The sequence below is a fragment of the Rothia sp. HMSC065D02 genome, assembly GCF_001815285.1.
Lineage (GTDB): Bacteria > Actinomycetota > Actinomycetes > Actinomycetales > Micrococcaceae > Rothia > Rothia dentocariosa.
Genome location: NZ_KV820082.1, coordinates 79275 through 104083 on the forward strand (window position 1 = coordinate 79275; position 24809 = coordinate 104083).

Genomic DNA, 24809 nt, shown 5'->3' on the forward strand with positions numbered 1-24809 from the left:
ACGCGGCACACGCTCTAGCATATCTGCGAACACTACAAACCTTTGAGGCGTTGTACCTACAGGATTACAGCATCGAACCAGCACAGGAAGGCGGCATGGGTAACGATTGGTTGGCGGATGCCTGGGGTGATAACCCGTTGAGTGATCCTGCGATTTCTGACGCTGAAAAAACTTCTGATACTGCAGAGGACAAAGCCACAGGATTTTCTGATTGGCATCCCGCCGCACACGGATATGTGGAAGACAAACCCGACCCCGATTCTGCACCCTATCGTTCTTCCCCATCGCGCTCGTTCCCACGCACACGAGGGGGAGGGGCGGCAGCTCAACATGATGCAGAAACCCGTACACAAAACGCTTCGTCAAAACCCTCAGTAGGGCGTACATCGGGCGCCCGTAAGAAGCGTCGAAACCCGGACTGGAAAAAAGGATTCCGGCGCCCCAAGAACACCGAAAAATCCCCTTTCGCCCCGGCTATTGGGGCTCATCGTGCAGAGGAAGAACATCCAGAAAAAGTACGAAAGAAGAAAAGGTCATCAGGCCCATTATTTCGTGAGGGGAGTGCCCTCAACGAACCTTTGAGCACCGAAGAAGAAGCTCTTATTCGAGGTATCGCTGCCGAAGAAAAGACGAATGTTCCGGGCACCAATCGCTCAGGACGTTGGAAACAGCGCGAAGAGCCAGATCCGTACACGCGAGCAAAGACTCTGGTTTACAATCAGCTGGCGTATTCCGCTAAATCCCGCGCGCAGTTGCAGAAAAAACTTGTCGATAAAGGGTTTGAGGAAAGCCTGATAGAGTCACTGCTCGATAAATTTGAGGCTGCTCACCTGATTGACGATGCCGAGTATGCGCGTTCCTTTGTGGAACAGCGGGGAAAACATAAGAAGCTTTCCCGAACCGCTCTGCGCCGTGAACTCAAAGAACGAGGAATTACCGGAGAACTTGCTGAAGATGCGCTCGCTGCACGCACGGACGAAGATGAACGTCAGGACGCGGCGGAGCTCGTGCGCAAAAAACTGCGTCCTTCCATGAACTTCTCAGATCGTACCGAGAAGGAGAAAATCATGCGTCGGCTAGTAGGGATGCTGGCACGTCGGGGATATTCTTCATCTGTAGCGTTTTCGGTGGTAAAAGAAGAAATCGAGAGGTACCGCAGCGAGCAAGAAGAAGACTGTTGAATATTCTTCATCAGAAGAGTATCCAGCGGATCCAGCAACAGATAAGAGGTAATCTATGCAGCCGTTACAAGAACTTCGTGCCAGGCGTATGATCGCTCAGCTCCTCGCTCCAAGTGCAGCGCATCGTGGTATAGGTGTAGACGCTGACACTCTGTACCAAGAGACAAGCGCCCCGATACATGTGTTAAATCATCTCTACGCTGTTCAGGGGCAAAACTATAACGCCGGTGTGCGCGCCATTGCGCTACGAGCTGGGTGCAGTACTGACACAGTTCTTGAAGGCATTCACGACTACAGCATTGTGCGTTCGTGGCCCATGCGCGGGACACTCCACTTTTTGACTCTCAATAGTGCAGATTCGCTGTATGCTGCTGTCGCCGGCCGAGGCGCGAAGCCTCAGCCCGCCTATATGCGTCAATGTAACTTTACGCTCAAAGACTTCGAACGTTGGCGTAAACATCTTCATGAAGCTTTACAAACTCGCGGTTATCTTGAGCCGCTCACCCGTACTGACCTCTACGCCATTTTGGATGAATGCGGCTATAGCGGACCAAGTTCGCGACGTAGTCACCTCATTCGGCTCTACGGCGGTGAGGGTACGGTTCTTCAAGGGCCGCTTCAGGGGAAAGAGGAAAGCTTCGTGCACCGCGACTCCATACCTGTGCCCCGCACAAAATACGAGCGACAACAGGCGCTGGCTGAGCTGGGTACACGTTATATATGCGGTCACGGGCCGGTGACCGCGGAGGATCTGCGCTGGTGGGCTGGGATTACAATAACTGATGCCCGGTATGCATTTGAACATGCTCGCCGTACCCAGACTATTGTGCTGGGTGGGCAAGAATATGCGGTAGGTTCCTGGCAAGAAGGCGTTACCCGTTCGGAGCTCAGAGATGCACTCAACCGAGAGCTTAGCCTCCCGGCCTTCGACGAGTACCTGCTGGGGTACGCCGATAAGAGTTTTGCATTGCGTGAGGAACTGCGTCCGCAGGTTCTCACCTGGAACGGAATGAGCTGGGATTTTACGCTTGCCGCCGGTGAGGCAACTGGACGTGCCGTCTAATCTACTTTTCGAGGTTCTTACCGTAATCGCCAAGGCGCTGGATGAGATCGTAAAGCGCGGGGTCTTGAGTGTTCCCAAGAGTAAGCAGGATGCGCATCAGCTCAACACCCTGGCGGCAAATGCGGGGAAGAACCCGCGCCCGAGCTCCGTCAGCGTAAAGTTCCAAAAGCGTACACACCGTAATAGCTGCGCACACCGCGATGTCTTCTGCAAGCCTGGCATCTAAAGGTATTTCACCGAAGAGGACCGTATAAAATTTAGGAAGCTCCTGTTCCCTATCTACCCGGTAAAGCGGGTACTGGGGCGACGAGGGAAACCCGAGCATCGCCTCCACAAAAGGGAATCCGCGATGGTGAATACAGGTTCCCTCCGTATCAAAGGCGCGGGTGCCTATACCACGAGAAGGTGCCATATCGGCAGGGGAGTACAGCACGTTATGCGGTGAAAAATCTCCCGACGAGAGCATATAGACCTGCCCGCGGCTACGTTTAAACTGCTCGGGTACTGGCGGGCGTTTGAGGAAAAATGGCTGAGTGATGCGATGGAACCGGAAGATTAGTTCTTGGAGATCGTTTGTAGGTTCTTCGGCATCTTCGCTCCGTTCTGCTGGGAGATCGGGATATAGGCGTTGAAGCCCCTTCTCGGCAAGTTTCGGGGAGGGCATTGCCCCCGGGAACTGTGCCCTGCGGTCCGCCTTCGCAAGCGATGCGCGATACTGATCGACGGTGTCGTCAAAAATTCCCTGCCGGGCGAATTCGCCCCACACTGCCGCGTAAGCTGCAAAAGCGCGTGCCGTATTGTTCTGGTTGAAAAGCTGCGTGGAGGTATCAGCTATGAGGGAGTTTGCAACGGGTACCGACCCTTCAAAAACCACGTCTTCGAGTGCTAAGCAGCGTAGATCATCATCAACACCGTAGAGGGCAGGGTAGATATCTGGAACCATCTCATCGAGGGCAACCGCACCGTATTTTTCCCGAAGATATCCAAAACCGCCTGCGTTAGTCGCCGAATCTCCGCGGCGATAACGCTTTAAGATGACAGATTCGGGCTGCCAGGGTGTATGCGGGTTAGAGCCATAGCGTACTCGCAGCACTACCGAGCGCATTCCGGTTGATAGGATCGTCAGCGAGAGCGGAATCCGATCTCCGATAGCCGGTAGGGTTGCCGCCCACGAAAGCATCTTGAGAACACTGACCCGGAACGCCTCAGAATCGGCGGGGGAGTGCGTGGGCGCGGGATGGTATTCCGTAATGGCGCGCTCAAGAATAGTCGCGAGGGGATCCTCAGGATACTGGCCGGAAGAATTACTAAGGGATACCTGCATAGAGCCATTATCCACCATCCGCTACCCTAATGGCGTGAGCATGACCCTAAATGATTTTTCTGCTGAATCCGCAACGTCCGCCGAAACTCCCCGAACCTATGAAGTTCGCACCTTTGGCTGTCAAATGAACGTTCACGATTCTGAACGTATGTCTGGTTTGCTAGAAGCGAACGGGTATGTACGCGCCGCCGAGGGAGAAGAACCCGACCTCGTGGTGTTTAACACATGCGCGGTGCGCGAGAACGCATCAAATCGTCTCTATGGACATTTGGGACAGTTGGCCTCCGTGAAGCGACGCCACGAAGGCATGCAAATTGCTGTAGGCGGATGCCTGGCTCAAAAAGACCAGAACACTATTATCGAAAAAGCCCCTTGGGTAGATGTCGTGTTCGGCACCCACAATATTGGCTCGCTCCCCACACTCCTTGAACGCGCTCGCCACAATCACGAAGCGCAGGCGGAGCTGCTCGAATCGCTTGAGGTGTTCCCCTCGACTCTGCCCACTAAACGCGATCATGTGTACTCGGGCTGGGTTTCAATCTCCGTAGGATGCAACAACACTTGTACCTTCTGCATTGTGCCGTCGCTGCGCGGTAAAGAGAAAGACCGCCGACCCGGCGATATTCTTGCCGAAGTTCAGGCGCTCGTCGATGACGGCGCGATCGAAGTAACTCTGCTTGGGCAGAACGTGAACTCCTACGGCGTGGAATTTGGGGACCGTCAGGCATTCTCTAAACTATTGCGCGCCTGCGGTGATATTGAGGGGCTGGAACGAGTACGGTTCACCTCACCGCATCCGGCTATGTTCACCGACGATGTAATAGAAGCGATGGCAGAAACCCCGAACGTCATGCCTGTTCTGCATATGCCGCTTCAATCAGGATCGGATAAGGTGCTCAAAGACATGCGCCGCTCGTACCGATCCAAGAAATTCTTGGGCATTTTAGAGAAGGTGCGCGAGCGCATTCCGCACGCTGTCATTACCACCGATATTATCGTGGGATTCCCCGGTGAGAGCGAAGAGGACTTCCAGGATACGCTGCGTGTGGTGGAGCAGGCGCGGTTTTCGTCAGCGTTTACCTTCCAGTACTCAATTCGTCCCGGCACCCCGGCGGCGACTATGGAAAACCAGATTCCAAAAGATGTTGTGCAAGAGCGCTACGAACGCCTAGTGGCTCTGCAGGACCGTATTGCGGGCGAAGAGAACCGTAAACAGCTGGGGAAGACCGTTGAGCTGATGGTTGTCGCCGAGTCTGGGCGCAAAGCGCAGCAGACGCATCGTCTGGCGGGTCGCGGACCGGATCAGCGCCTCGTACATTTTTCGGTGCCCGCTGGATGCGAAGAGCCTCGCCCTGGAGACATGGTGACCGTTCCTATCACTGAGGCAGGGTCATTCCATCTGATTTCAGATCCCACCGCTGAGCAGTATCAGCTTCGCCGCACCCGAGCCGGGGATGCCTGGGACCGTTCACAGGCTGAATCCTGCGGTGCCGGAACTACTCAGGCTTCGGGCGGTCCTGTGGGACTTGGCATGCCTACTATTGGGCCTAAGTCTTAGATAGATACTGCGGGGCGTGCGTGTGGTCTTATATTATCTGTAGACCCGTACAATAGACCCATGACGTACCCCTTAGAGCCTCCTATTATCGCTATTGTCGGTGCCACTGGTACCGGTAAGAGCGCGCTCGCAACTGCTCTTGCCCGGCATCTTGGCGGTGAATGCGTAAACGCGGATTCCATGCAGTTCTATCGCGGTATGAATATCGGAACTGCCAAGATTACCGCTGAGGAAATGCAGGGGGTTCCTCACCATCTGCTCGATATTTTGGATATCACGCAGGAAGCCTCGGTAGCGGAATTTCAGCATCAGGCTCGGCAGCTCTTTGCAGATATTAGAGCGCGCGGTAAGTACCCTATTCTGGTGGGCGGATCCGGTCTCTATGTTCGGGCAGCTCTTGATAAACTCGAATTTCCCGGTACGGATTCGGCAGTACGGGCTCGGTTGGAGCAGGAAGCCACCCAGCAGGGGATCGGTGTTTTGCGCACACGCCTGGCTCAGGTCGATCCTGACTCTGCGGCGCGTGTTCACGACGGGCGGCGCGTTATCCGTGCCCTCGAAGTTTTTGAGGTGACGGGGCGTCCCTTTTCTGCCTTCATGCCAGTACGCGAATATGTCTCACCCGCCATACAGATTGGGCTGGATATGAATCGTAAGCGTCTGCACGAACGCCTGTACCGGCGGGTGGTGAACATGGCGGAATCAGGGCTTTTAGACGAAGTACGAACGCTGGAACAGCATGGTCTACGCGAGGGAAAGACCGCCTCACGTGCCATCGGGTACGCCCAGTTTTTGAAGGTTTTGGATGCGCAGACTACCGCCCCCGCCCCCGCGTTGAGCGCGACGTATACTCTGCACGATGCGATCGAAGACACCGCGACGGCAACCCGACAATTTGCGCGCCGTCAGATAACCTGGTTTCGCGGGGACGACCGCGTACACTGGTTTGACGCCGAATCGAAGAACCTGCTCAGCCAAGCGCTTGAGGTCGTGCACCAGGCGAGCCAAGGCTGTAAAGGACCGAAACCCGCTTAAGCAGCGCATCCTCTGCGGTAAACCGGTAGAATTTACAGAGATTTAGTCACGAAGAACGAAGGGTAGAGAACGAGCATGACCGATGGCGTATCCACGTGGGGAGAACTAGCCGGGCGTACTCTGACAAAGGGGCATGGAACGGGTAATGACTTTATATTTCTGACCGACCCAGCCTCTGAGATCCCGCTCGATGCTGACCTCATCGCGCGTGTCTGCGATCGTCATTTTGGAATCGGTGCCGACGGCTTTATCCGTGCAGCGTATACCGAAAATTTCAGGACCGGGCAGAATATGCTGGAAGAGCATCCAGACGCTATCTGGTTTATGGATTACCGCAATGGTGATGGCTCGATCGCCGAAATGTGCGGGAATGGTGTGCGTGCCTTCGTCGATTACTTGCGTACTGAGGGAATGATTGACCTTGAAGTGGGTGAGACCGTCAAGATTGCTACGCGAGGCGGCGTCAAAATCGTGGCGCGCACTGAAGAAGGATATGCCATTGATATGGGTCCGTGGAGTTTTATCCACGGAGACACAGCACGCGAAAGTGGTGAAGATTCGCATGTTTCGGCGCGTGGGCTGATGACTCCACGAGCCGGTCTGTCGATTTCGATGGGTAACCCCCACACCGTGGTAATGCTGGGTCAGGAAGGAAAACTGGACGGGCTCGATCTGAACAGCCAACCACAGGTAAATCCAGCACCCGAAAAAGGGACTAACGTTGAGTTTGTGGTTCCGGTTGATCTAGAAACATCCGACGAGAATAAAAATGTTGGAGCCATCAGGATGCGCGTATACGAACGCGGCGTGGGTGAGACTCTATCCTGCGGGACTGGTGCATGCGCGGCCGCTGCGGCAACCCGTTTTTGGGGCGGCGAAGAGGCGCCCGATGAATGGCTGGTTCATGTTCCCGGCGGCACGCTCGCAGTAACCTTCGTTCTAGGCCCCGACGACCTCGAACACGTCGTTCTAGCAGGGCCAGCTCAGACGGTTGCCAAGATTGAGCTCCTCTAACCCAGGATTTTTGAGAACTTATGCCCGTCAATCTTCTTCTGAAGCGAAGAAGCTGGCGGGCATTATCGAGTGAGCATCCACCTGAAGCCTTTAAGAACCTTTGGAAGAACGCACAACCTCCAAGATACGGAAGCCCTTCGACATGGCATATCGAGATACCGAAAACTCGGGTCCAAAACGTTCGGTGAGCTGCGCATCCAGCCATTTTTGCAGGGAATCAGAACCCAAATTCTTTTGAACGACCAGATAAGCCGCGCCGCCGGGGGCTAGCCGCGGAAGCCACGTGAGCAGAATATTGTGCAAAACCTCTTTACCCACGCGAATCGGAGGATTGGACCAGATAGTATCGAAACGTAACGTGGGATCTATCTCATCGGGGGTGCTCACCGAGACGTTATGCAGCCCCAAAGCGCGGGCATTCTGTTCCGTGAGCGAAAGCGACCGGGAATTGACGTCAATCCCATAAACCTCAGATTGCGGAGCAAGCATAGCTAAAGATAACGCGATGGGTCCCCAGCCGCATCCAATATCGAGCATATATTTTCCGTGCGGCTCAGGTACCTGCGCGAAAAGAACTGCAGTTCCCTTGTCTATTCCCGAAGGACTAAAAATACCGTTCGCGGTCGTCACGGAAACCTGACGACCCGCCAACTCAACCTGAACCCTTCGAGGTTTGAACTCGGCTTCGGGAGACGAGGAAAAATAATGCTGTTCGCTCATGAATCCAGTGTACCCGGATGCGCTCCGCATCATCGCTGCTACGCTGATGCGCCCACAGCGAGAGATAACCGAAAACCGCGACAACTGTGGCATGCGACCGCTAAAATAGAGGAACATATGAAATTAACAGATACCTCTTTTTCCAGCGAAAAGTTGCCCAGTGATGAGCAGCTACGCCGAACCGTAGAACGAGTCCTGGGTCGTGCAGACGCCGCGGTACAGACCACTATCTACCCCGAAAGCACCGGTAGCACCGCACAACGCCGCGTGCTCGATACCCGTGCCCGAGAAATTTCCGATAATCAGCGGGAACACTCAGAATTTGACGGCGAGCAGGAAGACCTCGCCGAACGCCGCGCATTACGCCGAGTCGCCGGACTCTCCACCGAACTCGATGATGTGACCGAAGTCGAATACCGTCAGCTGCGCCTAGAACGCGTGGTTCTCGCCGGGCTATGGACCGAAGGGACCGTCGAAGATGCCGAGAACTCCCTGCGAGAACTCGCTGCACTCGCCGAAACCGCAGGATCTGAAGTGCTGGACGGGCTAGTTCAGCGCCGCCTCAAACCTGACCCCGGAACTTTTCTTGGCTCAGGAAAAGCCCTCGAACTCAAAGACATTGTTGAGGCAACCGGTGCTGATACCGTGATCGTCGATTCTGAATTAGCACCCTCACAACGACGAGCCCTCGAAGATATCGTCAAAGTCAAAGTGATCGATCGTACCGCCCTGATTCTAGACATCTTTGCTCAACACGCGAAATCTCGTGAAGGCAAAGCACAGGTCGAACTTGCCCAACTCGAATACATGCTTCCGCGTCTGCGCGGCTGGGGCGCATCCCTGTCACGCCAGGCAGGCGGGCGTGCAGCATCCGGTGAAGGCATTGGTTCACGCGGACCTGGTGAAACCAAAATTGAGATGGATCGCCGCCGTCTACGTGCCCGCATGGCAAAACTCAAGCGCGAAATAGCTGCTATGGCGCCCGCACGTGAGACAAAACGCCTAAGCCGTAAACGCAACAGGGTACCCTCGGTCGCTATCGCGGGGTATACGAACGCAGGTAAGTCGTCGTTGCTGAATCGTCTGACCGATGCCGGTGTTCTGGTGGAGAACGCTCTCTTCGCAACCCTGGATCCGACCGTGCGCAAAGCACAGACTCCGGACGGCATCGGCTATACGCTTTCGGACACTGTAGGATTCGTGCGTTCGTTGCCCACCCAGCTCGTGGAAGCATTCCGTTCCACACTCGAAGAGGTAGCCGATGCAGACGTGATTCTGCATGTGGTAGACGCATCTCACCCAGACCCTGAGGGGCAGATTCGCGCCGTACGTGAGGTTATCGCAGATTTAGATGCTCGCCGTATACCCGAGATTATTGTGCTCAATAAAGCGGATGCGGCTGATCCCTTTATCCTCGAACGCATGCGACAGCGCGAACCGAACCACGTCATCGTCTCGGCGCGCACAGGGGAGGGCATTGACGAACTCAAGCAGAAGATTGCGGATACAATTCCGCGGCCATCGCTTGAAGTTAAATTACTGATCCCCTATAACCACGGTGAAGTTATTTCCCGTCTTCATGCTTGGGACGCTGAGATTAAAAGTACTGCGTTTGTCTCAGATGGAACCTTTGTCACCGCTTTGGTGCGTGAGGATGTTGCCGCAGAACTCTCTGACTATGTGATCGACGGCGAGCTCCTTGAAGTGCTTGAATTGGAGCTTCAAGACTCTGCCTCTGAACCCGAAAACGTCTGTGAACTCGCGTGATGAGAGCGTGAGCACCCCATGACCGATAATATTACTGCGCCCACCGGGATGGAGCTTGAAACTCTGCCCGGTGCAAAACCCGTGTTAGATTTGCTCGATCATGTGATTGAAAAAACGGGCGGGCAAAAACGCTTCGGACAACGTAGAATGGCAGCCCATGTTGCGCAGGCTTTCGACCTTGAGCGGCATCTCCTCGTGCAGGCAGGCACCGGAACCGGTAAATCCCTCGGGTATTTGGTGCCAGCCCTGCATCATGCGGGTGTAAGCACAAAACCCATTGTTGTGGCGACCGCAACCCTGGCCCTCCAGGCGCAGATCGTAAAACGAGACCTTCCAAAACTTATGGAGGCACTCTCTTCTGAGCCCGAATCTGAAAATCAGGTCGCAATCCTCAAGGGCAGGAACAACTATCTATGCCTGCACAAACTCGACGGCGGATACCCCGAAGAGGAACCCGATACCCTCTTCGACATGCCTCAGCATAGTACGTCTCGCATCGGTGAAGAGGTGCTGCGGCTCAGGTCATGGGCGGAAAAAACCGAAACCGGTGACCGCGACGAACTTAAACCCGGTGTATCGGATCGTGCCTGGGCGCAGGTATCTGTGAGCGCCTCAGAGTGTTTGGGAAAACGCTGCCCCCTCGTTGAGGAGTGCTTTAGTGAGCGGGCGCGCCAAGAAGCATATGAAGCCGATCTCGTGATTACTAATCATGCGCTGCTTGCCATCAACGCTTTTGAAGGTTTAGGTGTACTTCCCGAACACGATATCGCTATTATTGACGAGGCGCATGAGCTTGCAGACCGCGTGACCGGTGCGGTGACGGATTCCCTTTCTGCTTCCTTAATCAGGCGTGCCGCTCGCGATATCCGCAAGAGCTCCAAAGCAGACTCCAGCGCGCTCGAACAAGCCGCCGGTTCTTTAGAAACCGCATGTGAAGGTGTTTCTGAGGGCTTGATAGAAAGGCTCGAAGGGCGACTTCTGAACGCACTCGCGGCTGTAGCCGATGCCGCACGGGCGGCGCTTTCCGACTCTAAGAGCGACAATAAAGAGGCGGATGCCGGGCTTCAGATGGCTCGTTCACGTGTCTCTGAGGTACACGATGCCGCAACGCGTATGCTGGAGTCTGCCGAACATCGCGAAGTGCTGTGGTTATCACGCCAGGGTGGTTGGGAAAACGGACGATATACCGCAGCTTCCGATCAGGATCCCGCCACACTCCACGTTGCTCCTTTGAACATTGGAAGCCGTTTGCGTGAGGGGCTTTTTGAGGACCGTACCGTTATTCTTACGAGTGCAACCCTTACCGTGGGTGAATCCTTCGATGCGGTAGCAGGTGCCCTAGGGTTAGCGGGGCCGCAGGCTCCGCGCTGGGAAGGTCTTGATGTGGGCTCTCCTTTTGATTATCCACGGCAGGGAATTCTGTACGTGGCTTCCGACTTGCCCAAACCGAGCTTTGGCGTGAATCCTCAGCAGCTCGAACGATTACGCGAATTATGTGAAGCTTCTGGTGGTGGGGCTCTGGGGTTATTCTCGTCGAAGCGAGGTGCCGAGCAGGCGGCTGAATATGTACGTCAGCACACGGATTTGAATATTCTCTTGCAGGGAGAGTCCTCATTGCGGGCTCTTGTCGAGGAGTTTACTGAAGATATAAATGCTTGTCTTTTCGGCACCATGAGCCTTTGGCAGGGAGTGGATGTTCCCGGAGACTCCTGTCGTCTGGTACTGATGGACCGTATACCGTTCCCGCGCCCAGACGATCCTCTCGCTCAAGCGCGTACCCGTGCCGTGGCAGAAAAAGGCGGGAATGGGTTTATGGCTGTTTCGGCATATCATGCGGCAATCCGCATGTCTCAGGGAGCAGGGCGATTGATACGTTCCGTCCACGATCGCGGGGTAGTGGCGATCCTTGACTCTAGGCTGGCGACTCAGCGATACGGTGGGTACCTGATGCGGGCGATGCCTAACCTTTGGACCACCCAGGATAAGAATGTTGTTTTGGGTGCTTTAGAACGGCTCTATCAGAGTATTGACTAAAAGCAATAAGATACGCGGGTTTAATACACGTTGTATTCCGGTACTGGTACCGAGACATAAACGTAGCGAAGCGTCCATAGATGTAATGTGGGAAAGGGAGGGTACCGTTCGACGGTACCCTCCCTGATGTATTGTGCGTTTATGGCTGCCTATAGTAATTAGTTAGTCTATCGGGGCAACTCGGATATGGTTCCCATCTAGATCACTTGCTACGAAAGTCATCCCAAATACATCACGATGGGGCTCTTCCAATATGACAACCCCTTGTTCCACCCAGGCTTGGTACTGCGTGAGGATTTCTGCATCGGAGCCCTTGAGATTTATACATACCTCAGACGTACGTGTTGAAGTTTCATGAAGAGTATTGCTTGCTCCGGTCCACAACGCTAGCGAGACTCCCGGCGCTAAATCCATGGTGACATAGCGTGGCGAGGTAAAACTGACCTCAAGATTTAGAATGCTCGTATAGAAGGACACTGAGGCCTCGATATCCGATACATAGACAATAAAAACGATCTCACGGTCAATCATTGTGCTGTTGTTCCTTCTGGACATGAGACGGTTGAATACGCAGGAACGGAACCTCTAGCGCGTGTCTTTTGAGAAAAACGCGCGCAGTTCAGAAGGTCCCTGTTAGATGCTTCGCAGAACAGAAACTACTTTACCCATCACCGTGGCGCGGTCGCCGAGTATGGGCTCATATTGGGAATTTCGGGGGAGCAGCCAAGTATGACCATCTACTTGGCGGAATACTTTGACGGTCGCTTCGTCGTCAAGAAGAGCCGCAACAATGTCTCCATTATCAGCGGTGTGTTGTTCACGCACAACAACCCAGTCACCGTCGCATATGGCGGCGTCAATCATAGAATCCCCTTTGACGCGAAGCATGAAGAGCTTCCCGCTGCCCACGAGCTGGCGGGGGAGAGAGAGAACATCCTCAACGGATTGCTCAGCCGTAATAGGACCACCAGCAGCAATGCGACCTACGAGGGGCACGGGAACCATATCCTCATCGCTCACCTCAAATGTAGGCAGCTCCGGAAAATGGGCTGAAGCGCCCTCAGACTCTATATCGTCAAGAATCTCGATGGCACGCGGTAGTTTTGGATCGCGGCGAATATATCCCATCTTCTCAAGACGACCGAGCTGATGAGTCACCGAAGAAAGTGAAGCCAATCCAACGATATCGCCAATCTGACGCATCGAAGGGGGATATCCCTTCTGCTCGATTTCTGTACGAATCGCATCCAAAATTTTCTGCTGACGTGGAGTCAGCGGAGGGCGCTGAGCTTCGGGTGTCATGCGGAGCCTTCTTTCTAACTATTTGCGCACGCTATGGTTCCTAGAACATTGACTGGATCCAGGTAGGCATAACGATGAACCGTCTCGTTCTCAGTCTAAAGCATCAGAGGGAAAACTTCAAACAAATATTCTATGAACCTTGAATATAATCGAAGAAATATTTAGTAACTTTCTACTAGACTATCGAAACTAGATTCGATATAGTTGGTGTCTACGGAAGACATATTCGATAAAAGTTGAGGTTTTTCGGTGGGGTGTTCTAGTTCAAGCTCTTGCTATGCAGGGATTATCGGTCTTCGAAGTACTTCGGTATTTCTAGAGCATCTTGAGAGAATCCGAAAGCAAAATATGTGCTTTCTGCAAGAATATGAACTCATGCCAACCGCATTATGAGCGCTGAGAATGGTGTGTAACGGCGAGGATATGAACTGGTCACACACCAGCGGAAAGGAAAATACTATGGCAGCGGCTACTTCTTCCTCCCGAATTCCGGCGGGGTTAACCGTTATTCACCCAGCTCGTGTTCGACAGGACTCTTATCAAACACGTTCACACTATGCTTCATCACGCCGTTCCCGTATGTCGCATCCTCGGCTAACTTCTTCCCAATCACGTGCTGTATACGAGACTTCATTCTCAGCTACACCACAGAAAGTGAACGTCACATCTTCCTCTCAGACTCAGCAGAGCGTAAACGGTAAAACATCAAGCGGACAGCGGCGGGTTCCAGAAAAACTTAAAGGGGTGTCGGTGGTTAATAAGCGCAATCCCTCATTTTTCACACGTGCTATGCATCGCTCTAGGGCTCTGAAAAATTGGGTTTTTGGCATTCCGCTGATAACGCTGGCGGCCCTTGTCGTTCTTGGGGCGTTCATTCTTATATCGCCGCATACAGCAAACGCTGGAAATAATTCTCAAGGTGCAGGAACCCGGTACGTGACCGTTCAATCTGGAGATACGCTCTGGGATATTGCGCAAGAGGTAGACCCGAAGACTGATCCACGCGACACCATGGTGCAGATCAGTAAACTTAATGATCTGCAGGGTTCAACTGTCAAAGTCGGGCAGCGTCTAGAAGTCCCAAATGTGCGATAGCAGTCATAGTTGCTATCTAGAAAACGTGACTGGATGTGCGCTTATCATAACTATCTGCATTCTTTGTTCTCATGACTAATTTGAGACTGGTGGCTTTGAAGGGACCTGTATCGCGTAGGGCCCTTTTATGGACATATGGTGCTCAATACAGGCGATGTAACATGCGGTATGCAATGATAGCGTGAGATTAGGGGCAGAAACCTTGGAGTTTGTACCCTAGAGATACATGACATTTGTATGCTCGCCCGGTTACTCGTCTGGAATCCGGTGGGAGCGGAACTAAGGAGTCTCTATGCCCACACGTCCCACCGTAGCTATACTTGGCGAATTTGGTACATATGGCGAGCTCCAGCAAGCGTGCGAGCGCGTCGGTGCCCAAGCGTTCGTTACCACAGATCTCAATTCTCTACGAGACGCTGATGGTATGGTGATTGCTGGCCATAAGAAATCTCTCGAAACATACGAGGCTGTGCGGAAATTCCACGGTGATCGGGTGCTTGGCAGGCGCGTTGCAGGCGGTCGTCCTGTCCTCGTTGCCGGGGCTGGTTTTGGGATGCTGTTTGAAGTTATCCGAACCGTGAACCCAGATCTTGGAGACCTTGATATTTCTGCACTGGGAGAGTGGCCGGGTGCTGCACAAGATCTGGCTACCGCTGGGGCTCATCGAGGACACTATAGGGTTGAGGCTGCTGCGTCCAGTAAATTTTTACAGGATCTTCCTGAACCCTTGAACTTCAAGGCAGAGGATGGCGTGTTTACTTGGGATTTTGACCAGAGTATAGACTATATGGAGCCGCCTGCTGTCAGTTGGACTGATGCAGATCCGCGTTATATTGCAGCTGTCGAGAATGGTCCTCTCACAGCAATTCAATTTTGTCCGGTAGCTTCGGGTGCTGCAGGTGAAGAATTTCTTCGCCGCTGGGTTGCGCATCTTCCCGTCATGAACCGTTTGTAGCATCATAAATTTTACGAAAAACTGCGAAGGAGCATCATATGTCACCTCTATACTCCGGACTTATTCTTATGACTGTTGGGGCATTCTTTGCCGGTGGGGGTATATCTTTCCGTAAACAGGGCATATCTTTTGGCGCGCAGATTGTGCTGTGGATTATTGCTTTAGCCCTCTTCGGCTACGGAGCATATGTAACTTTCGTATACGGGTCACAGGGATAAGAATATGGGTACTCTAGAACTTCTTCCCGCAGTCGATATTGCTCAGGGGCGTGCAGTGCGTCCCGTAGGCGGTCGCCTCTCCCAACAGAGTGAGGGTACAGATCCAGTGGAAGCGGCTCTATCGTGGTGTCGTGCGGGGGCACGATGGATTCACCTTGTTGATCTGGATATGGCGTTTGGTCGTGGTAACAACACCTGCATCCTTCGAGAGGTTATTGATCGAGTTCGTGCGACAGCTCAGAATCCTATCAAAATACAGGTCAGTGGCGGTGTTAAAGATGAACGTTCTTTGGAATTCGCCTTGAGTCTTGAACCCGATCGCATCAATGTGACGTCGGCGGCGCTGCAGTATCCGGCATGGTTAGAGAAAACACTAGGACACTATGGTGAGCGGATAGCTCTGGGTTTGGACGCTCGCAATGGAACCGTTGTAGCACGTGGGACCGAATGGTGTGGCGATTCCGTGCATAACACGGTGCGGTGGCTGCAAACTGCGGAAGCATGCCGATATATTGTGACAGATGTAAGCCGAGATGGTGCTCTCTCAGGGCCTGGGCTACAGCTGCTTCGTGAAGTTCTCAGTCTCACTGAGCATCCCGTTGTGGCTTCGGGAGGTGTTGCTTCCCTGGAAGATATTCGCACTCTTCGTGCGCTGACGAATCAGGGCTTGGAAGGTCTTGTCCTAGGGAAGGCACTGTACGTCGGCAATTTTACTTTTGAGGAGGCTCGTAAGGCGGCTAATGATGATGCCTCATAACCCACAAGAACAACGGAATCTGTCTGAACCCCAAAAGCGTGCAGCTGCACGGCGCGCGTTGCCAGAGCATATTGCGGCTCAATTGCGCAGCGCTGGGAGGCAAACTGATACTGGCGGACAGCCCTGGAAAGGGAGGAACCTAGGAGAGGGAACGTCACAAACCCATCAATACTATGGAGACGATGGCTTGACGAACCCAGATTTAGCCCGGGTTCTGACCTCTTTTGAAGCTGATGAAGTTGATGAGGCAGCAGTTGTTGAAGCGTTGAGTGAAGTGCGAATATTTGCTCCGATTGTTGCTCAGCTTTCACAAGCTCATATAACCCATGATGGTCTGGTATCTGATAAAGAAGCTGATATGGCATTAGTTAGCTTGCAGGCTCCAGATGGTCGAAAAGCTCTTCCTGTTTTTACGAGTGTTGATGCTTTGACGCAGTGGCATCCGCAAGCTCGCCCGGTTGCAGCCTCTATGCGTAAAACGGCATTGAGTGCTGTGGAAGATGATAACCAACTCATCGTTGTGAATCCTGGTCAGAACCTCACCTTTGTGGTACGTCGCCCCGCTGTTTGGTCTTTGGCGCAGGGGAAACCGTGGATCCCTTCGTATCTCAACGACGAGGTACTAAATGAACTAAAGCGCCTTATCTCTACACAACCCGCTTTGGTGGATGTTCAATGCGATGTTGGTGACGGCGTACAGGCACGCACAGGCACGGGGAAGATCCTAAGGGGCGGAGGTGCCGGTCCTGAACTTGCGATTAAACTTGCTGTTCTTCCCGGACTTACCCGCGAACAGCTCAATATGGTAATTCAGGATTTTCAGCGGAGTCTGGCGAGCAGCGACCTTATGTCACAGGCGGTTGATTCTGTGCAAATTAAGCTTCTTTCTGCTTCATAGATTTATGTAGTCTCAGTTGATGATGTCTTGGTGAACTTTAGAGAGTGTGAGATTCTAGAACCATGAGTAATATGACGAATAGTTTTCAATTTGGCGCATCATCAAACGAATCTGTACCTGTACACGGCGGTACAGAGCTAACTGATGAACAAATGCATGCCGTTAGTGAACAGATGCGGGATATTGCCGATGTGCCAGCCGTTGAGATTATCGGTGCTGCGGCTGTCCATCTCATGAGCGCTGCAGCTGTCAAATGCGGTCTGGCTGCCGAAGATAATGCTGCGGAGTTACAGGACTTGGATGAGGCACGCAAACTTATTACTGCATTGGCGGGGTTTGTGACGGCGGCGGCTCCAGAAATTGGTTCGCAGCATGCTGCTCCGCTGCGTGATGGGCTGCGGACGTTACAGCTGGCGTTCCGGGAAGCATCGTCAATCCCAGATGAGCCGGGGCAGGGACCTGGCGAGAAATTTACCGGTCCTGTGTACTAATTCTGCGTGCTGAAGCACCTTGAACGATCCGTGAATGTAAATCTTCAGATGTTCGCTGCAGGTTTTCAGATAAGATTTTGCCCTGTATGGGTAGCGTAATGCACATAGTCGTAGCTACCCTTCATGGCAGGTTTACTGGGCTGACTGACCGGCTTTACAGGGATAAAACGGGAATATGACGAAGAAGGTTATCCTTCTTGGCATTTTCTTGTGAATTAGCTATAAACCCGGTAGACTAATGTACTGTTTGCAAGTGGAGTCTACTCCCACCCGCATCCGCCCGCATATGGTGTGAGGCAGACGGGTTAGATAACCGAATTTTCGGTATTCGATGTGTGCCTTCGCTTGTAAACGGCGAGGGCTTTTTAGTGCTCGCTACGGATAATATTCACGGGGAAACCCACAGAGCACAGGAGCTACTCATTAGCGAACCACGCATAAACGATCGTATCCGCGTTCCAGAGGTCCGACTTGTTGGTCCCGGTGGCGAGCAGGTAGGCGTTGTTCCTCTTAAAGATGCCTTGCGTCTTGCTGAGGATGCCGAACTCGACCTTGTCGAGGTTGCCCCGAACGCGAAACCGCCCGTTTGTAAGCTCATGGACTACGGTAAGTACAAGTACGAAGCTGCGGTCAAGGCTCGTGAATCCCGCAAGAAACAGGTTAACGCCGTTCTGAAGGAAATCCGTTTCCGTCTGAAGATTGATACCCATGACTATGAAACCAAGGTTGGGCACGCTCGTCGTTTCTTGACCGGTGGAGATAAAGTCAAGGCCATGATTCAGTTCCGAGGTCGTGAACAGCAGCGCCCCGAGATGGGTGTGCGTCTGCTTGAGCGTTTGGCAGAAGAACTGGCTGAGGTGAGCACTATTGAGTCTCGTCCTCGTCAGGATGGACGCAACATGGTGATGGTTCTGGCACCGCTTCGCGGTAAAGCAGAAGTGCGCCGTGGACAAAACTCAGGCAACCGCAAGGGTCGCGAGCGTCTCGACACGACTACGGCGAAGCCCGTTAGTAACTCATTGGCAGATGCTATGCCTGCCGAGTTGAAAGCTCAGGCTTCAGCCGAGTAATAGAGCCGAAACACAGCTTGGGGGCGCCCCTCGTGGAGGTGGCGTCCTTGAACTTTGGGTTCGGTGCGGCGGGTTAATCCCCGATCGTAATTCGTCCTTGGGGGAGGGCACTCTTCCCCCTCAAGCTACTCCGCTCGCGCGGGGATGAATGTAAGGAGAACGGCAGCTATGCCGAAGCAGAAGACCCACTCTGGTGCTAAGAAGCGCTTCAAGCTCACCGGTAGCGGCAAGGTTAAGCGCCAGCAGGCGAACCGCCGCCACTACCTGGAGCATAAGTCCTCTCGTCTGACCCGTCGTCTGGCATCTGACCAGATTGTTACCGGTGGCCAGGCAAAGGTTGTTAAGAAGATGCTGGGTAAGTAAGCTACGCTTACAATTCGCCTAGAGAAGCGGGAAAACCCGCATCACAGACCAAGACTCGCTCCTGCACGGTATAACATGATGGCCGTTCAGGACATAAGACGAAGGAGACACACGTGGCACGTGTGAAGCGCGCGGTTAACGCGCACAAGAAGCGCCGTACTATTCTCGATCGTGCATCCGGTTACCGCGGTCAGCGTTCGCGCCTGTACCGTAAGGCTAAGGAACAGGTCACCCACTCGCTCGTATACAGTTACGATCACCGTCGTAAGAAGAAGGGCGATTTCCGTCGCCTCTGGATTCAGCGTATTAACGCTGCATCCCGTGCGCAGGGATTGACCTACAACCGTTTCATTCAGGGCCTTAAGGCTGCCGGTGTTGAGGTTGATCGCCGTATGCTGGCTGAGCTCGCTGTGAACGAGCCAGCAGCTTTCAACGCTCTGGTTGAGATAGCTAAGAAAAACCTACCTGAGGATACCTCGGCTCCTAAAGCATAACTGAGAGCCAGGTAGTACCTGCAGCAGTGCGGGTATCAAAGCGTAAACGGTCGCCGTGTCTCATGACGGCGACCGTTTTCTTACTGATATAGAAAATCCCGTAAATGCAGCCCCACTTCAGCGTGTGCGGGGGAGCGCATCGGTTACCTTTTTGCCTGTACCCTTAAAGGGTGAATTTTCTAGAACGCATAAGTTCCCCAACCGTGATGTCGAATCCGTATGCTGATCGTGTACGTGACATCGCCAAACTGAGCACTCGTCGTGGTCGTACCAAGAAAAAACAGTTCATGGTCGAAGGACCCCAAGCTGTGCGTGAGGCACTGAAAGCGCATCTGCAATCACCGGTGTTAGACGCCGTATACGTTACGGAAAGCGCCTATGAGCGTCACCCCGATATTGCTGAACTTCTGGAACAAGCGCACGGTACCCCTACACCTGAGGAAGGCCGCCGTGTCTTTATGCGTGTCGTGACCGATGAAGTCTTGGCGGCTATGGCGGATTCCGTAACCCCGCAAGGTATTATTGCCATTTCGTTCATGGTGGATACTTCGTTCTCTATCTTATGGGGTAAAAACGCTCTCAACCCTAAACTTATCGCTGTACTATCCAGGATTCAGGACCCTGGGAATGCGGGTACTATTCTGCGTGTGGCGGATGCGGCAGGGGCCGATCTCGTTATCACCACGAAGGGGTCGGTTGATCTTTATAACCCCAAGACAGTACGTTCAACGGCAGGTTCTCTCTTTCACGTTCCCATTATTCAAGGTGTTGAGCTGGAAGAATTTGCCGAGAATGTAAAATCTCAGGGAACCGTTGTGCTTGCCGCCGATGGGTACGGTACTGTAAATCTTCAAGATCTTATTGACCACGCGGCAGTTCTTCGCGCAGGTTTTAGCGATGAGACCCCGGCGGGGGTAAAAGGTGCTTTTGACCTTTCTCGTCCTACTATGTGGCTTTTTGGAAATGAAGCTCAAGGGCTTAGTGCTGAGGAGAAATCTGCGGCGACGATGCGCATTGCAGTTCCAGTGTACGGCGCGGCTGAATCGCTGAATGTGGGTACTGCTGCAGCGATATGCCTCTATGCTTCGGCAATGGCACAACACCAGACTCGATAGCTTCCAGACCTATTGGCTCACTAAAATAAGAACTTTTGAAACACAGACATGTATTGGAGAAAGAATGTCCGCTCATTCTGGTCACACCGGATCAGGCGCAATTTTTGCGGCTTTAGGCGCAAACCTAGGCATTGCGGTTCTTAAGTTTATTGCCTACCTTCTGACCCGTTCATCTTCAATGTTGGCCGAGGCTATTCACTCGGTGGCAGACTCGGGTAACCAGTTACTTCTGCTGGTAGGCGGCAAAGTAGCGCAAAAAGAAGCAGACGAAGAGCACCCTTTTGGTTACGGGCGTAACCGCTATATCTATGCCTTCATCGTATCTATTATTATCTTCGCGCTTGGTGGACTCTTCGCGCTCTACGAGGGGTACGAGAAATGGCATGACCCGCACGGAATTACGGAATGGCAGTGGGTACCGGTTGCGGTGCTTGTAGGTTCTATTCTCCTGGAAGGTAACTCATTCCGTGTTGCTATTAAAGAATCACGCGAGATGAAAGGACAGCAGAGCTGGCTTCGTTTCTTGCGTACCTCAAAGAATCCGGAGCTTCCGGTACTTCTGCTGGAGGATGCGGGCGCACTTTTTGGCTTGGTCTTGGCTCTTTTCGGTGTGTCGATGACTTTGCTGACTGGCAACGGTCTGTGGGATGCCGCCGGAACTTTGGCTATCGGTATACTTCTGGTTTTTATTGCTATATTCCTTGCTTCTGAGATGAAGTCTTTGATTCTGGGGGAGGCTGCTTCCCCGGAGGATCTCGCGAAAATTCGTGCTGCAATCGAAAACGGGGATCAGGGTCGTGTTATTCATATTAAGACTGTGCATCTGGGACCTGAAGAGATTTTAGTTGCGGCTAAGATCCGCATTCATGATGCTGATACGGGAATTACCGTTGCGAATGAGATCGACAAAACTGAAGAACGTATTCGTAAGGCGGTACCGGCGGCACGCGTTATATATCTGGAGCCGGATGTTTACCGTCCCAAAGCGCAGGACTCCACGAGCGTATCCCATTAGCCGGTAGAAAGCCCGGACTTATAGATCTTCTTGGTCTGCTGGAATGCTTATTCTCGAAAGGAACAGATGTCGGAATATTCCGTCCAAGTGGTGGGTGCTGCTATTGTAGACAGCCTTGAATCACCCTCTTGGATGCTTGTTGCGCAGCGGTCTGCACCCGAATCCCTTGCGGGTTTATGGGAGTTTCCGGGTGGCAAGGTTGAGCCGGGGGAATCTTGCGAGCAGGCGCTGGAACGTGAACTGATGGAAGAACTTGGTGTGAGCGTACATCTTGGTTCTGAGGTACAGGGAGATCATCCGCAAGGCTGGGTCTTAAACGAGAAGGCTGCTATGCGGGTGTTCCTTGCCGAGATTAGCATGGGTGAGCCTTTACCACTCCAAGATCATCGTGAACTTCGATGGGTTTCAGTGAAGAAGCAGAGCGGTCAAGATATTCTTGATTTACCCTGGATTCCTGCCGACTTGCCTATAGTGCGGGAGCTGCTGAGCATACTCCATCAGAGCTGAAATATAACGGTGCGTCTTGTGAGGCATTTCCAGAGTGTAAAGGCATAAGTATCCGTTATTTCTGGAAAAAATGAAAGGTTAACGGATATTTCTTTCTGAACAAGCGTTGGGTCCCTTGTTATTATGCAGACATTCTGTAGGTAAACTATGCCTATCCCAACACTACACTTATGGTGTGCTAAGTCTCACACGATCCTGATGGGGTCTGTAACCCGGGGAACCTTTAGAGTTAAATTAAAGAAAAGAAATTTTGTCTAATCTAACGTGGTGACGAATTATGGGTCTTGATGCACAATCATGGGGAATATTCATTGGTAACTTCCTCATCGGTTTACGGGAAGGGCTAGAAGCCGCGCTTGTCGTGGGTATCCTTATTGCCTATGTGCACAAGACCAAGCGTAATCACCTTCTCCCACCTATTTGGATTGGCGTTGCAGCCGCCATCGCTGTTTCGCTCATCTTCGGAGCAATTCTGACTTTTGGGCCTGAAACGCTGACCTTTGAAGCCCAAGAAGCCATCGGCGGTTCCCTCTCGATTATTGCGGTTGGATTTGTCACCTGGATGGTGTTCTGGATGGCGGAAAACGCTCGCGCCCTCTCTGCGGAACTTCACGGAAAACTTGATGCGGTTCAAACTAGCTCATGGGCCGTGATAGTTCTCGCGACTCTCTCAGTAGGGCGTGAAGGTCTTGAAACCACGCTCTTTATCTGGTCTGCCACTCGCGCCGCTACTCAAGGCACTGAGATAGGCACGGTGCTTCCTGTCATTGGTGCCATTGTCGGTATTTTGACGGCAGTACTCATTGCGTGGGCTATGATGCGCGGCGTTATGAAGATCAACCTTGCGAAGTTCTTCACCTGGACCGGTGCTTTCCTTATTATTATTGCTGCTGGTGTGCTCTCCTATGGTATTCACGATCTACAGGAAGCACGAATACTGCCGGGACTGAACAATATAGCATTCGCTTCTCAAGACTTTATCGAACCGGGCGGTTTCCTTGCCACGATCCTGAAAGCAGTCTTTAACCTTTCAACCACTACCACGTGGGTCGAAGCTATAGCGTGGGTGCTGTACGTGGGTATCGTTATGCCCCTCTTCTTCTGGAAACAAAAGCGAGGTCATACCCCTTCGCGTAAAGCTGCTGATGCGTCTCAAGCATCTGGCATGGTGCACGTATCGAAGGTGGCTAATAAAATCACTGGTGAAACTGCTTCTTCCTCCAACTCTGCAGGTATTAAGACCCCTACTTCCGATGCCGGATAACTGATTTTTCATATTTCTCTGTCCCCGAACAAAGGAAAACACAATGCGAAAGTCCCTATACTCCGCAGGTGCCCTGCTGTCAGTCGGCGCTATTGCGCTGACCGGGTGCACGCCCAATAGCGCGAATAACGCCTCAGGTGGTTCTGGCGGAACCGCTGACGGTTCCATCTCGGTTACTTCAACCGATACCGAGTGCAAGCTTTCTGCCACTGAAGTTAAAGCTGGTAAAGTCACCTTCAAGGTAAAGAACGAAGGCTCGAAAGTGACCGAGTTCTACGTCCTAGGCTCCGACGGACTGCGCATTATTTCTGAGGTCGAAAACATTGGTCCCAACCTTTCTCGTGATCTCACTGTTGAACTTCCTGAAGGCTCGTATAAGACAGCCTGCAAGCCCGGTATGGTTGGCGACGGCATCAAGGGTGATCTTAAAGTTGTCAAGAACGAGAGCGCTCAGCCCATCTCTGCTGATGAGCAGGCTATGCGCGATACCGCAGTTACGCAATACTCTTCATACGTGAAAGACCAGGTCGAGGCGCTTAAAACCGATACTGACGAGTTCGCCAAGCTCTACCAAGAAGGCAAGAACGACGAGGCAAAAGCTAAGTACGCGGCGGCCCGTATACATTACGAGCGCATCGAGCCCATTGCGGAAAGCTACGGTGAGACCCTAGACCTCAAGCTGGATGCGCGTGAAACCGATCTCGAAGAAGGTAAGATTCAGGAGTGGACCGGTTGGCACAAGATCGAGAAAGACCTGTGGCAGCCTAAGGCAGATGCCAACGACGGAAAAGAATACAAGCCGCTCACCACTGAAGAACGTAAACAAGTCAGCGAAACGCTCGTGAAGGACACCCAAGAGCTGTACGATTACGTGCATTCGGATAAGTTTAAGCTTGATGCATTCCAGATCTCTAATGGTGCGAAAGAGCTCTTGGACGAGGTTGTCAACACCAAACTGACCGGTGAGGAAGAGAACTGGTCACACACTGACCTCTCCGATTTCCAGGGTAACGTAGACGGTGCGAAGGTGGACTACGAAAACCTTCTGCCGATTCTGCAGAAGAAGAACCCTGAACTTGCCAAGACTCTGCAAGAGAAATTCGACGCCGTGCAGAAGATCCTGGATAAGTACAAGCAGGGCGACGGTTTCAAGCCCTATAACGAGCTGAGCAAAGAAGAAGTCCGTGAGCTCTCCGATGCCGTGACTGCGCTCGCAGAGCCTGTCTCACAGATGACTGAGACCGTGGCAGGCGGTGAGTCCGCAGAGGGCAAGAGCGGTGATACTTCTTCGTCGAAGCCAGCTGCGTCATCTGAGTCCTCCGCTGGAGCTTCGCAGGATGCTTCCGAGCCAGCGGCAGGTACCTCATCGGCAACAGCTAAGTAACGTATCAGCATTTCAACGTACAGATCCTGATCACACAGGGGATTGATGGCGTTGAGAGATGCTGCCTAGACGCTGAGCCGTCCGTGAGCGTTTCTACATTCGCGAGATAACTGCGGATACAGAGACGCTTGCGGGCGGTCGGTTCTCAAATACTCAACTGATACACAGTTGTCATATAATCTCCA

The 24809-nt window shown here is 52.8% G+C and carries 26 protein-coding genes; 21 read left to right on the forward strand and 5 right to left on the reverse strand.

The window, feature by feature from the left end; translation table 11 throughout:
• Nucleotides 1–95 precede the first annotated feature (95 nt).
• Together HMPREF3016_RS11270 and HMPREF3016_RS03855 are read left to right on the forward strand one after the other, a co-directional pair.
• Nucleotides 96–1181 carry a regulatory protein RecX gene (locus HMPREF3016_RS11270; RefSeq protein ID WP_246828449.1) on the forward strand — a complete coding sequence of 362 codons (1086 nt, stop codon included), beginning with the start codon at nucleotides 96–98 and terminating at the stop codon, nucleotides 1179–1181.
• 55 nt (nucleotides 1182–1236) lie between these two features.
• Entirely contained in the window at nucleotides 1237–2244 is a 1008-nt protein-coding gene (locus HMPREF3016_RS03855; RefSeq protein WP_048755078.1) for a DNA glycosylase AlkZ-like family protein, read from the forward strand.
• 1 nt (nucleotide 2245) lies between these two features.
• Here HMPREF3016_RS03855 and HMPREF3016_RS03860 read toward each other — a convergent pair whose 3' ends face one another.
• Nucleotides 2246–3568, reverse strand: a complete 1323-nt coding sequence (locus tag HMPREF3016_RS03860; protein WP_246828450.1) for a hypothetical protein — start codon at nucleotides 3566–3568, stop codon at nucleotides 2246–2248.
• 40 nt (nucleotides 3569–3608) lie between these two features.
• On the opposite strand from HMPREF3016_RS03860, the gene miaB reads away from it, so the two are divergent.
• The 3 genes from miaB to dapF all read left to right on the forward strand — a co-directional run bounded on the left by miaB (nucleotide 3609) and on the right by dapF (nucleotide 7175).
• Nucleotides 3609–5126, forward strand: a complete 1518-nt coding sequence (gene miaB, locus HMPREF3016_RS03865) for a tRNA (N6-isopentenyl adenosine(37)-C2)-methylthiotransferase MiaB (protein WP_048755076.1) — start codon at nucleotides 3609–3611, stop codon at nucleotides 5124–5126.
• A 60-nt stretch (nucleotides 5127–5186) separates the two neighbouring features.
• The gene (miaA, locus tag HMPREF3016_RS03870; protein ID WP_070534931.1) at nucleotides 5187–6161 is read left to right on the forward strand and encodes a tRNA (adenosine(37)-N6)-dimethylallyltransferase MiaA; all 975 of its coding nucleotides are present in this window, start codon (nucleotides 5187–5189) and stop codon (nucleotides 6159–6161) included.
• A gap of 75 nt (nucleotides 6162–6236) precedes the next feature.
• Nucleotides 6237–7175 carry a diaminopimelate epimerase gene (gene dapF / locus HMPREF3016_RS03875; protein ID WP_070534933.1) on the forward strand — a complete coding sequence of 313 codons (939 nt, stop codon included), beginning with the start codon at nucleotides 6237–6239 and terminating at the stop codon, nucleotides 7173–7175.
• A 90-nt stretch (nucleotides 7176–7265) separates the two neighbouring features.
• Here the strand turns inward: dapF and HMPREF3016_RS03880 are convergent, their stop codons facing one another.
• The gene (locus HMPREF3016_RS03880; RefSeq protein WP_048753143.1) at nucleotides 7266–7895 is read right to left on the reverse strand and encodes a class I SAM-dependent methyltransferase; all 630 of its coding nucleotides are present in this window, start codon (nucleotides 7893–7895) and stop codon (nucleotides 7266–7268) included.
• Between the two features lie 117 nt (nucleotides 7896–8012).
• Here HMPREF3016_RS03880 and hflX point away from each other — a divergent pair, with 117 nt between their 5' ends.
• Nucleotides 8013–9662 (forward strand): GTPase HflX, encoded by a 1650-nt coding sequence (gene hflX, locus HMPREF3016_RS03885; protein WP_070740361.1) that lies wholly within the window; start codon nucleotides 8013–8015, stop codon nucleotides 9660–9662.
• A gap of 18 nt (nucleotides 9663–9680) precedes the next feature.
• Nucleotides 9681–11696, forward strand: coding sequence for an ATP-dependent DNA helicase (locus tag HMPREF3016_RS03890; RefSeq protein ID WP_070740365.1), 2016 nt, complete (start codon nucleotides 9681–9683; stop codon nucleotides 11694–11696).
• Between the two features lie 162 nt (nucleotides 11697–11858).
• Here the strand turns inward: HMPREF3016_RS03890 and HMPREF3016_RS03895 are convergent, their stop codons facing one another.
• The 3 genes from HMPREF3016_RS03895 to HMPREF3016_RS11415 all read right to left on the reverse strand — a co-directional run bounded on the left by HMPREF3016_RS03895 (nucleotide 11859) and on the right by HMPREF3016_RS11415 (nucleotide 13632).
• Nucleotides 11859–12227: a VOC family protein gene (locus tag HMPREF3016_RS03895; protein WP_070740368.1), complete on the reverse strand. Its 369-nt coding sequence runs from the start codon at nucleotides 12225–12227 to the stop codon at nucleotides 11859–11861.
• Nucleotides 12228–12329: 102 nt separating this feature from the next.
• Nucleotides 12330–12998, reverse strand: coding sequence for a transcriptional repressor LexA (gene lexA / locus HMPREF3016_RS03900; RefSeq protein ID WP_048753103.1), 669 nt, complete (start codon nucleotides 12996–12998; stop codon nucleotides 12330–12332).
• Nucleotides 12999–13503: 505 nt separating this feature from the next.
• Entirely contained in the window at nucleotides 13504–13632 is a 129-nt protein-coding gene (locus HMPREF3016_RS11415) for a hypothetical protein (RefSeq protein ID WP_256370652.1), read from the reverse strand.
• Nucleotides 13633–13652: 20 nt separating this feature from the next.
• Between HMPREF3016_RS11415 and HMPREF3016_RS03905 the strand changes: the two genes are divergently transcribed.
• The 14 genes from HMPREF3016_RS03905 (at nucleotide 13653) to efeO (ending at nucleotide 24624) form a co-directional block, all read left to right on the forward strand.
• Nucleotides 13653–14093, forward strand: coding sequence for a LysM peptidoglycan-binding domain-containing protein (locus HMPREF3016_RS03905; RefSeq protein WP_246828451.1), 441 nt, complete (start codon nucleotides 13653–13655; stop codon nucleotides 14091–14093).
• 292 nt (nucleotides 14094–14385) lie between these two features.
• A complete protein-coding gene (locus HMPREF3016_RS03910; RefSeq protein WP_048753107.1) occupies nucleotides 14386–15048 on the forward strand; it encodes an imidazole glycerol phosphate synthase subunit HisH in 663 nt (220 codons plus the stop codon).
• A 38-nt stretch (nucleotides 15049–15086) separates the two neighbouring features.
• Nucleotides 15087–15266, forward strand: a complete 180-nt coding sequence (locus HMPREF3016_RS03915) for a hypothetical protein (protein ID WP_048753109.1) — start codon at nucleotides 15087–15089, stop codon at nucleotides 15264–15266.
• 4 nt (nucleotides 15267–15270) lie between these two features.
• Nucleotides 15271–16023: a HisA/HisF-related TIM barrel protein gene (locus tag HMPREF3016_RS03920; protein WP_070697435.1), complete on the forward strand. Its 753-nt coding sequence runs from the start codon at nucleotides 15271–15273 to the stop codon at nucleotides 16021–16023.
• A gap of 187 nt (nucleotides 16024–16210) precedes the next feature.
• Nucleotides 16211–16921 (forward strand): SseB family protein, encoded by a 711-nt coding sequence (locus HMPREF3016_RS03925; protein WP_239664774.1) that lies wholly within the window; start codon nucleotides 16211–16213, stop codon nucleotides 16919–16921.
• Between the two features lie 71 nt (nucleotides 16922–16992).
• Nucleotides 16993–17412: a DUF1844 domain-containing protein gene (locus HMPREF3016_RS03930; protein ID WP_013398776.1), complete on the forward strand. Its 420-nt coding sequence runs from the start codon at nucleotides 16993–16995 to the stop codon at nucleotides 17410–17412.
• 368 nt (nucleotides 17413–17780) lie between these two features.
• Nucleotides 17781–18482: a translation initiation factor IF-3 gene (gene infC, locus HMPREF3016_RS03935; protein WP_013398777.1), complete on the forward strand. Its 702-nt coding sequence runs from the start codon at nucleotides 17781–17783 to the stop codon at nucleotides 18480–18482.
• 168 nt (nucleotides 18483–18650) lie between these two features.
• A complete protein-coding gene (gene rpmI, locus HMPREF3016_RS03940) occupies nucleotides 18651–18845 on the forward strand; it encodes a 50S ribosomal protein L35 (RefSeq protein WP_004006287.1) in 195 nt (64 codons plus the stop codon).
• A 113-nt stretch (nucleotides 18846–18958) separates the two neighbouring features.
• On the forward strand, nucleotides 18959–19339 hold the full coding sequence (gene rplT / locus HMPREF3016_RS03945; RefSeq protein ID WP_004006288.1) for a 50S ribosomal protein L20: 381 nt from the start codon (nucleotides 18959–18961) through the stop codon (nucleotides 19337–19339).
• A 170-nt stretch (nucleotides 19340–19509) separates the two neighbouring features.
• Nucleotides 19510–20454, forward strand: coding sequence for a TrmH family RNA methyltransferase (locus tag HMPREF3016_RS03950; RefSeq protein WP_246828452.1), 945 nt, complete (start codon nucleotides 19510–19512; stop codon nucleotides 20452–20454).
• 64 nt (nucleotides 20455–20518) lie between these two features.
• Nucleotides 20519–21469, forward strand: coding sequence for a cation diffusion facilitator family transporter (locus HMPREF3016_RS03955; protein ID WP_048753117.1), 951 nt, complete (start codon nucleotides 20519–20521; stop codon nucleotides 21467–21469).
• A gap of 66 nt (nucleotides 21470–21535) precedes the next feature.
• The gene (locus HMPREF3016_RS03960; RefSeq protein ID WP_048753118.1) at nucleotides 21536–21976 is read left to right on the forward strand and encodes a (deoxy)nucleoside triphosphate pyrophosphohydrolase; all 441 of its coding nucleotides are present in this window, start codon (nucleotides 21536–21538) and stop codon (nucleotides 21974–21976) included.
• 277 nt (nucleotides 21977–22253) lie between these two features.
• Nucleotides 22254–23240, forward strand: coding sequence for an iron uptake transporter permease EfeU (efeU, locus tag HMPREF3016_RS03965; protein WP_004006292.1), 987 nt, complete (start codon nucleotides 22254–22256; stop codon nucleotides 23238–23240).
• Between the two features lie 43 nt (nucleotides 23241–23283).
• A complete protein-coding gene (gene efeO / locus HMPREF3016_RS03970) occupies nucleotides 23284–24624 on the forward strand; it encodes an iron uptake system protein EfeO (protein ID WP_048755064.1) in 1341 nt (446 codons plus the stop codon).
• Nucleotides 24625–24809 lie beyond the last annotated feature (185 nt).

Bases quoted from the DNA above. Each gene is read 5' to 3' on its own strand.
- rpmI (WP_004006287.1), top strand. From the start codon at position 18,651: ATGCCGAAGCAGAAGACCCACTCTGGTGCTAAGAAGCGCTTCAAGCTC.
- HMPREF3016_RS11270 (WP_246828449.1), top strand. From the start codon at position 96: ATGGGTAACGATTGGTTGGCGGATGCCTGGGGTGATAACCCGTTGAGT.
- HMPREF3016_RS03930 (WP_013398776.1), top strand. From the start codon at position 16,993: ATGACGAATAGTTTTCAATTTGGCGCATCATCAAACGAATCTGTACCT.
- miaB (WP_048755076.1), top strand. From the start codon at position 3,609: ATGACCCTAAATGATTTTTCTGCTGAATCCGCAACGTCCGCCGAAACT.
- HMPREF3016_RS03920 (WP_070697435.1), top strand. From the start codon at position 15,271: ATGGGTACTCTAGAACTTCTTCCCGCAGTCGATATTGCTCAGGGGCGT.
- HMPREF3016_RS03880 (WP_048753143.1), bottom strand. From the start codon at position 7,895: ATGAGCGAACAGCATTATTTTTCCTCGTCTCCCGAAGCCGAGTTCAAA.
- efeU (WP_004006292.1), top strand. From the start codon at position 22,254: ATGGGTCTTGATGCACAATCATGGGGAATATTCATTGGTAACTTCCTC.
- HMPREF3016_RS03955 (WP_048753117.1), top strand. From the start codon at position 20,519: ATGTCCGCTCATTCTGGTCACACCGGATCAGGCGCAATTTTTGCGGCT.
- HMPREF3016_RS03860 (WP_246828450.1), bottom strand. From the start codon at position 3,568: ATGCAGGTATCCCTTAGTAATTCTTCCGGCCAGTATCCTGAGGATCCC.
- HMPREF3016_RS03915 (WP_048753109.1), top strand. From the start codon at position 15,087: ATGTCACCTCTATACTCCGGACTTATTCTTATGACTGTTGGGGCATTC.
- dapF (WP_070534933.1), top strand. From the start codon at position 6,237: ATGACCGATGGCGTATCCACGTGGGGAGAACTAGCCGGGCGTACTCTG.
- HMPREF3016_RS03855 (WP_048755078.1), top strand. From the start codon at position 1,237: ATGCAGCCGTTACAAGAACTTCGTGCCAGGCGTATGATCGCTCAGCTC.
- HMPREF3016_RS11415 (WP_256370652.1), bottom strand. From the start codon at position 13,632: ATGAAGTCTCGTATACAGCACGTGATTGGGAAGAAGTTAGCCGAGGAT.
- HMPREF3016_RS03895 (WP_070740368.1), bottom strand. From the start codon at position 12,227: ATGATTGACCGTGAGATCGTTTTTATTGTCTATGTATCGGATATCGAG.
- HMPREF3016_RS03910 (WP_048753107.1), top strand. From the start codon at position 14,386: ATGCCCACACGTCCCACCGTAGCTATACTTGGCGAATTTGGTACATAT.
- HMPREF3016_RS03890 (WP_070740365.1), top strand. From the start codon at position 9,681: ATGACCGATAATATTACTGCGCCCACCGGGATGGAGCTTGAAACTCTG.
- miaA (WP_070534931.1), top strand. From the start codon at position 5,187: ATGACGTACCCCTTAGAGCCTCCTATTATCGCTATTGTCGGTGCCACT.
- hflX (WP_070740361.1), top strand. From the start codon at position 8,013: ATGAAATTAACAGATACCTCTTTTTCCAGCGAAAAGTTGCCCAGTGAT.
- HMPREF3016_RS03960 (WP_048753118.1), top strand. From the start codon at position 21,536: ATGTCGGAATATTCCGTCCAAGTGGTGGGTGCTGCTATTGTAGACAGC.
- efeO (WP_048755064.1), top strand. From the start codon at position 23,284: ATGCGAAAGTCCCTATACTCCGCAGGTGCCCTGCTGTCAGTCGGCGCT.
- lexA (WP_048753103.1), bottom strand. From the start codon at position 12,998: ATGACACCCGAAGCTCAGCGCCCTCCGCTGACTCCACGTCAGCAGAAA.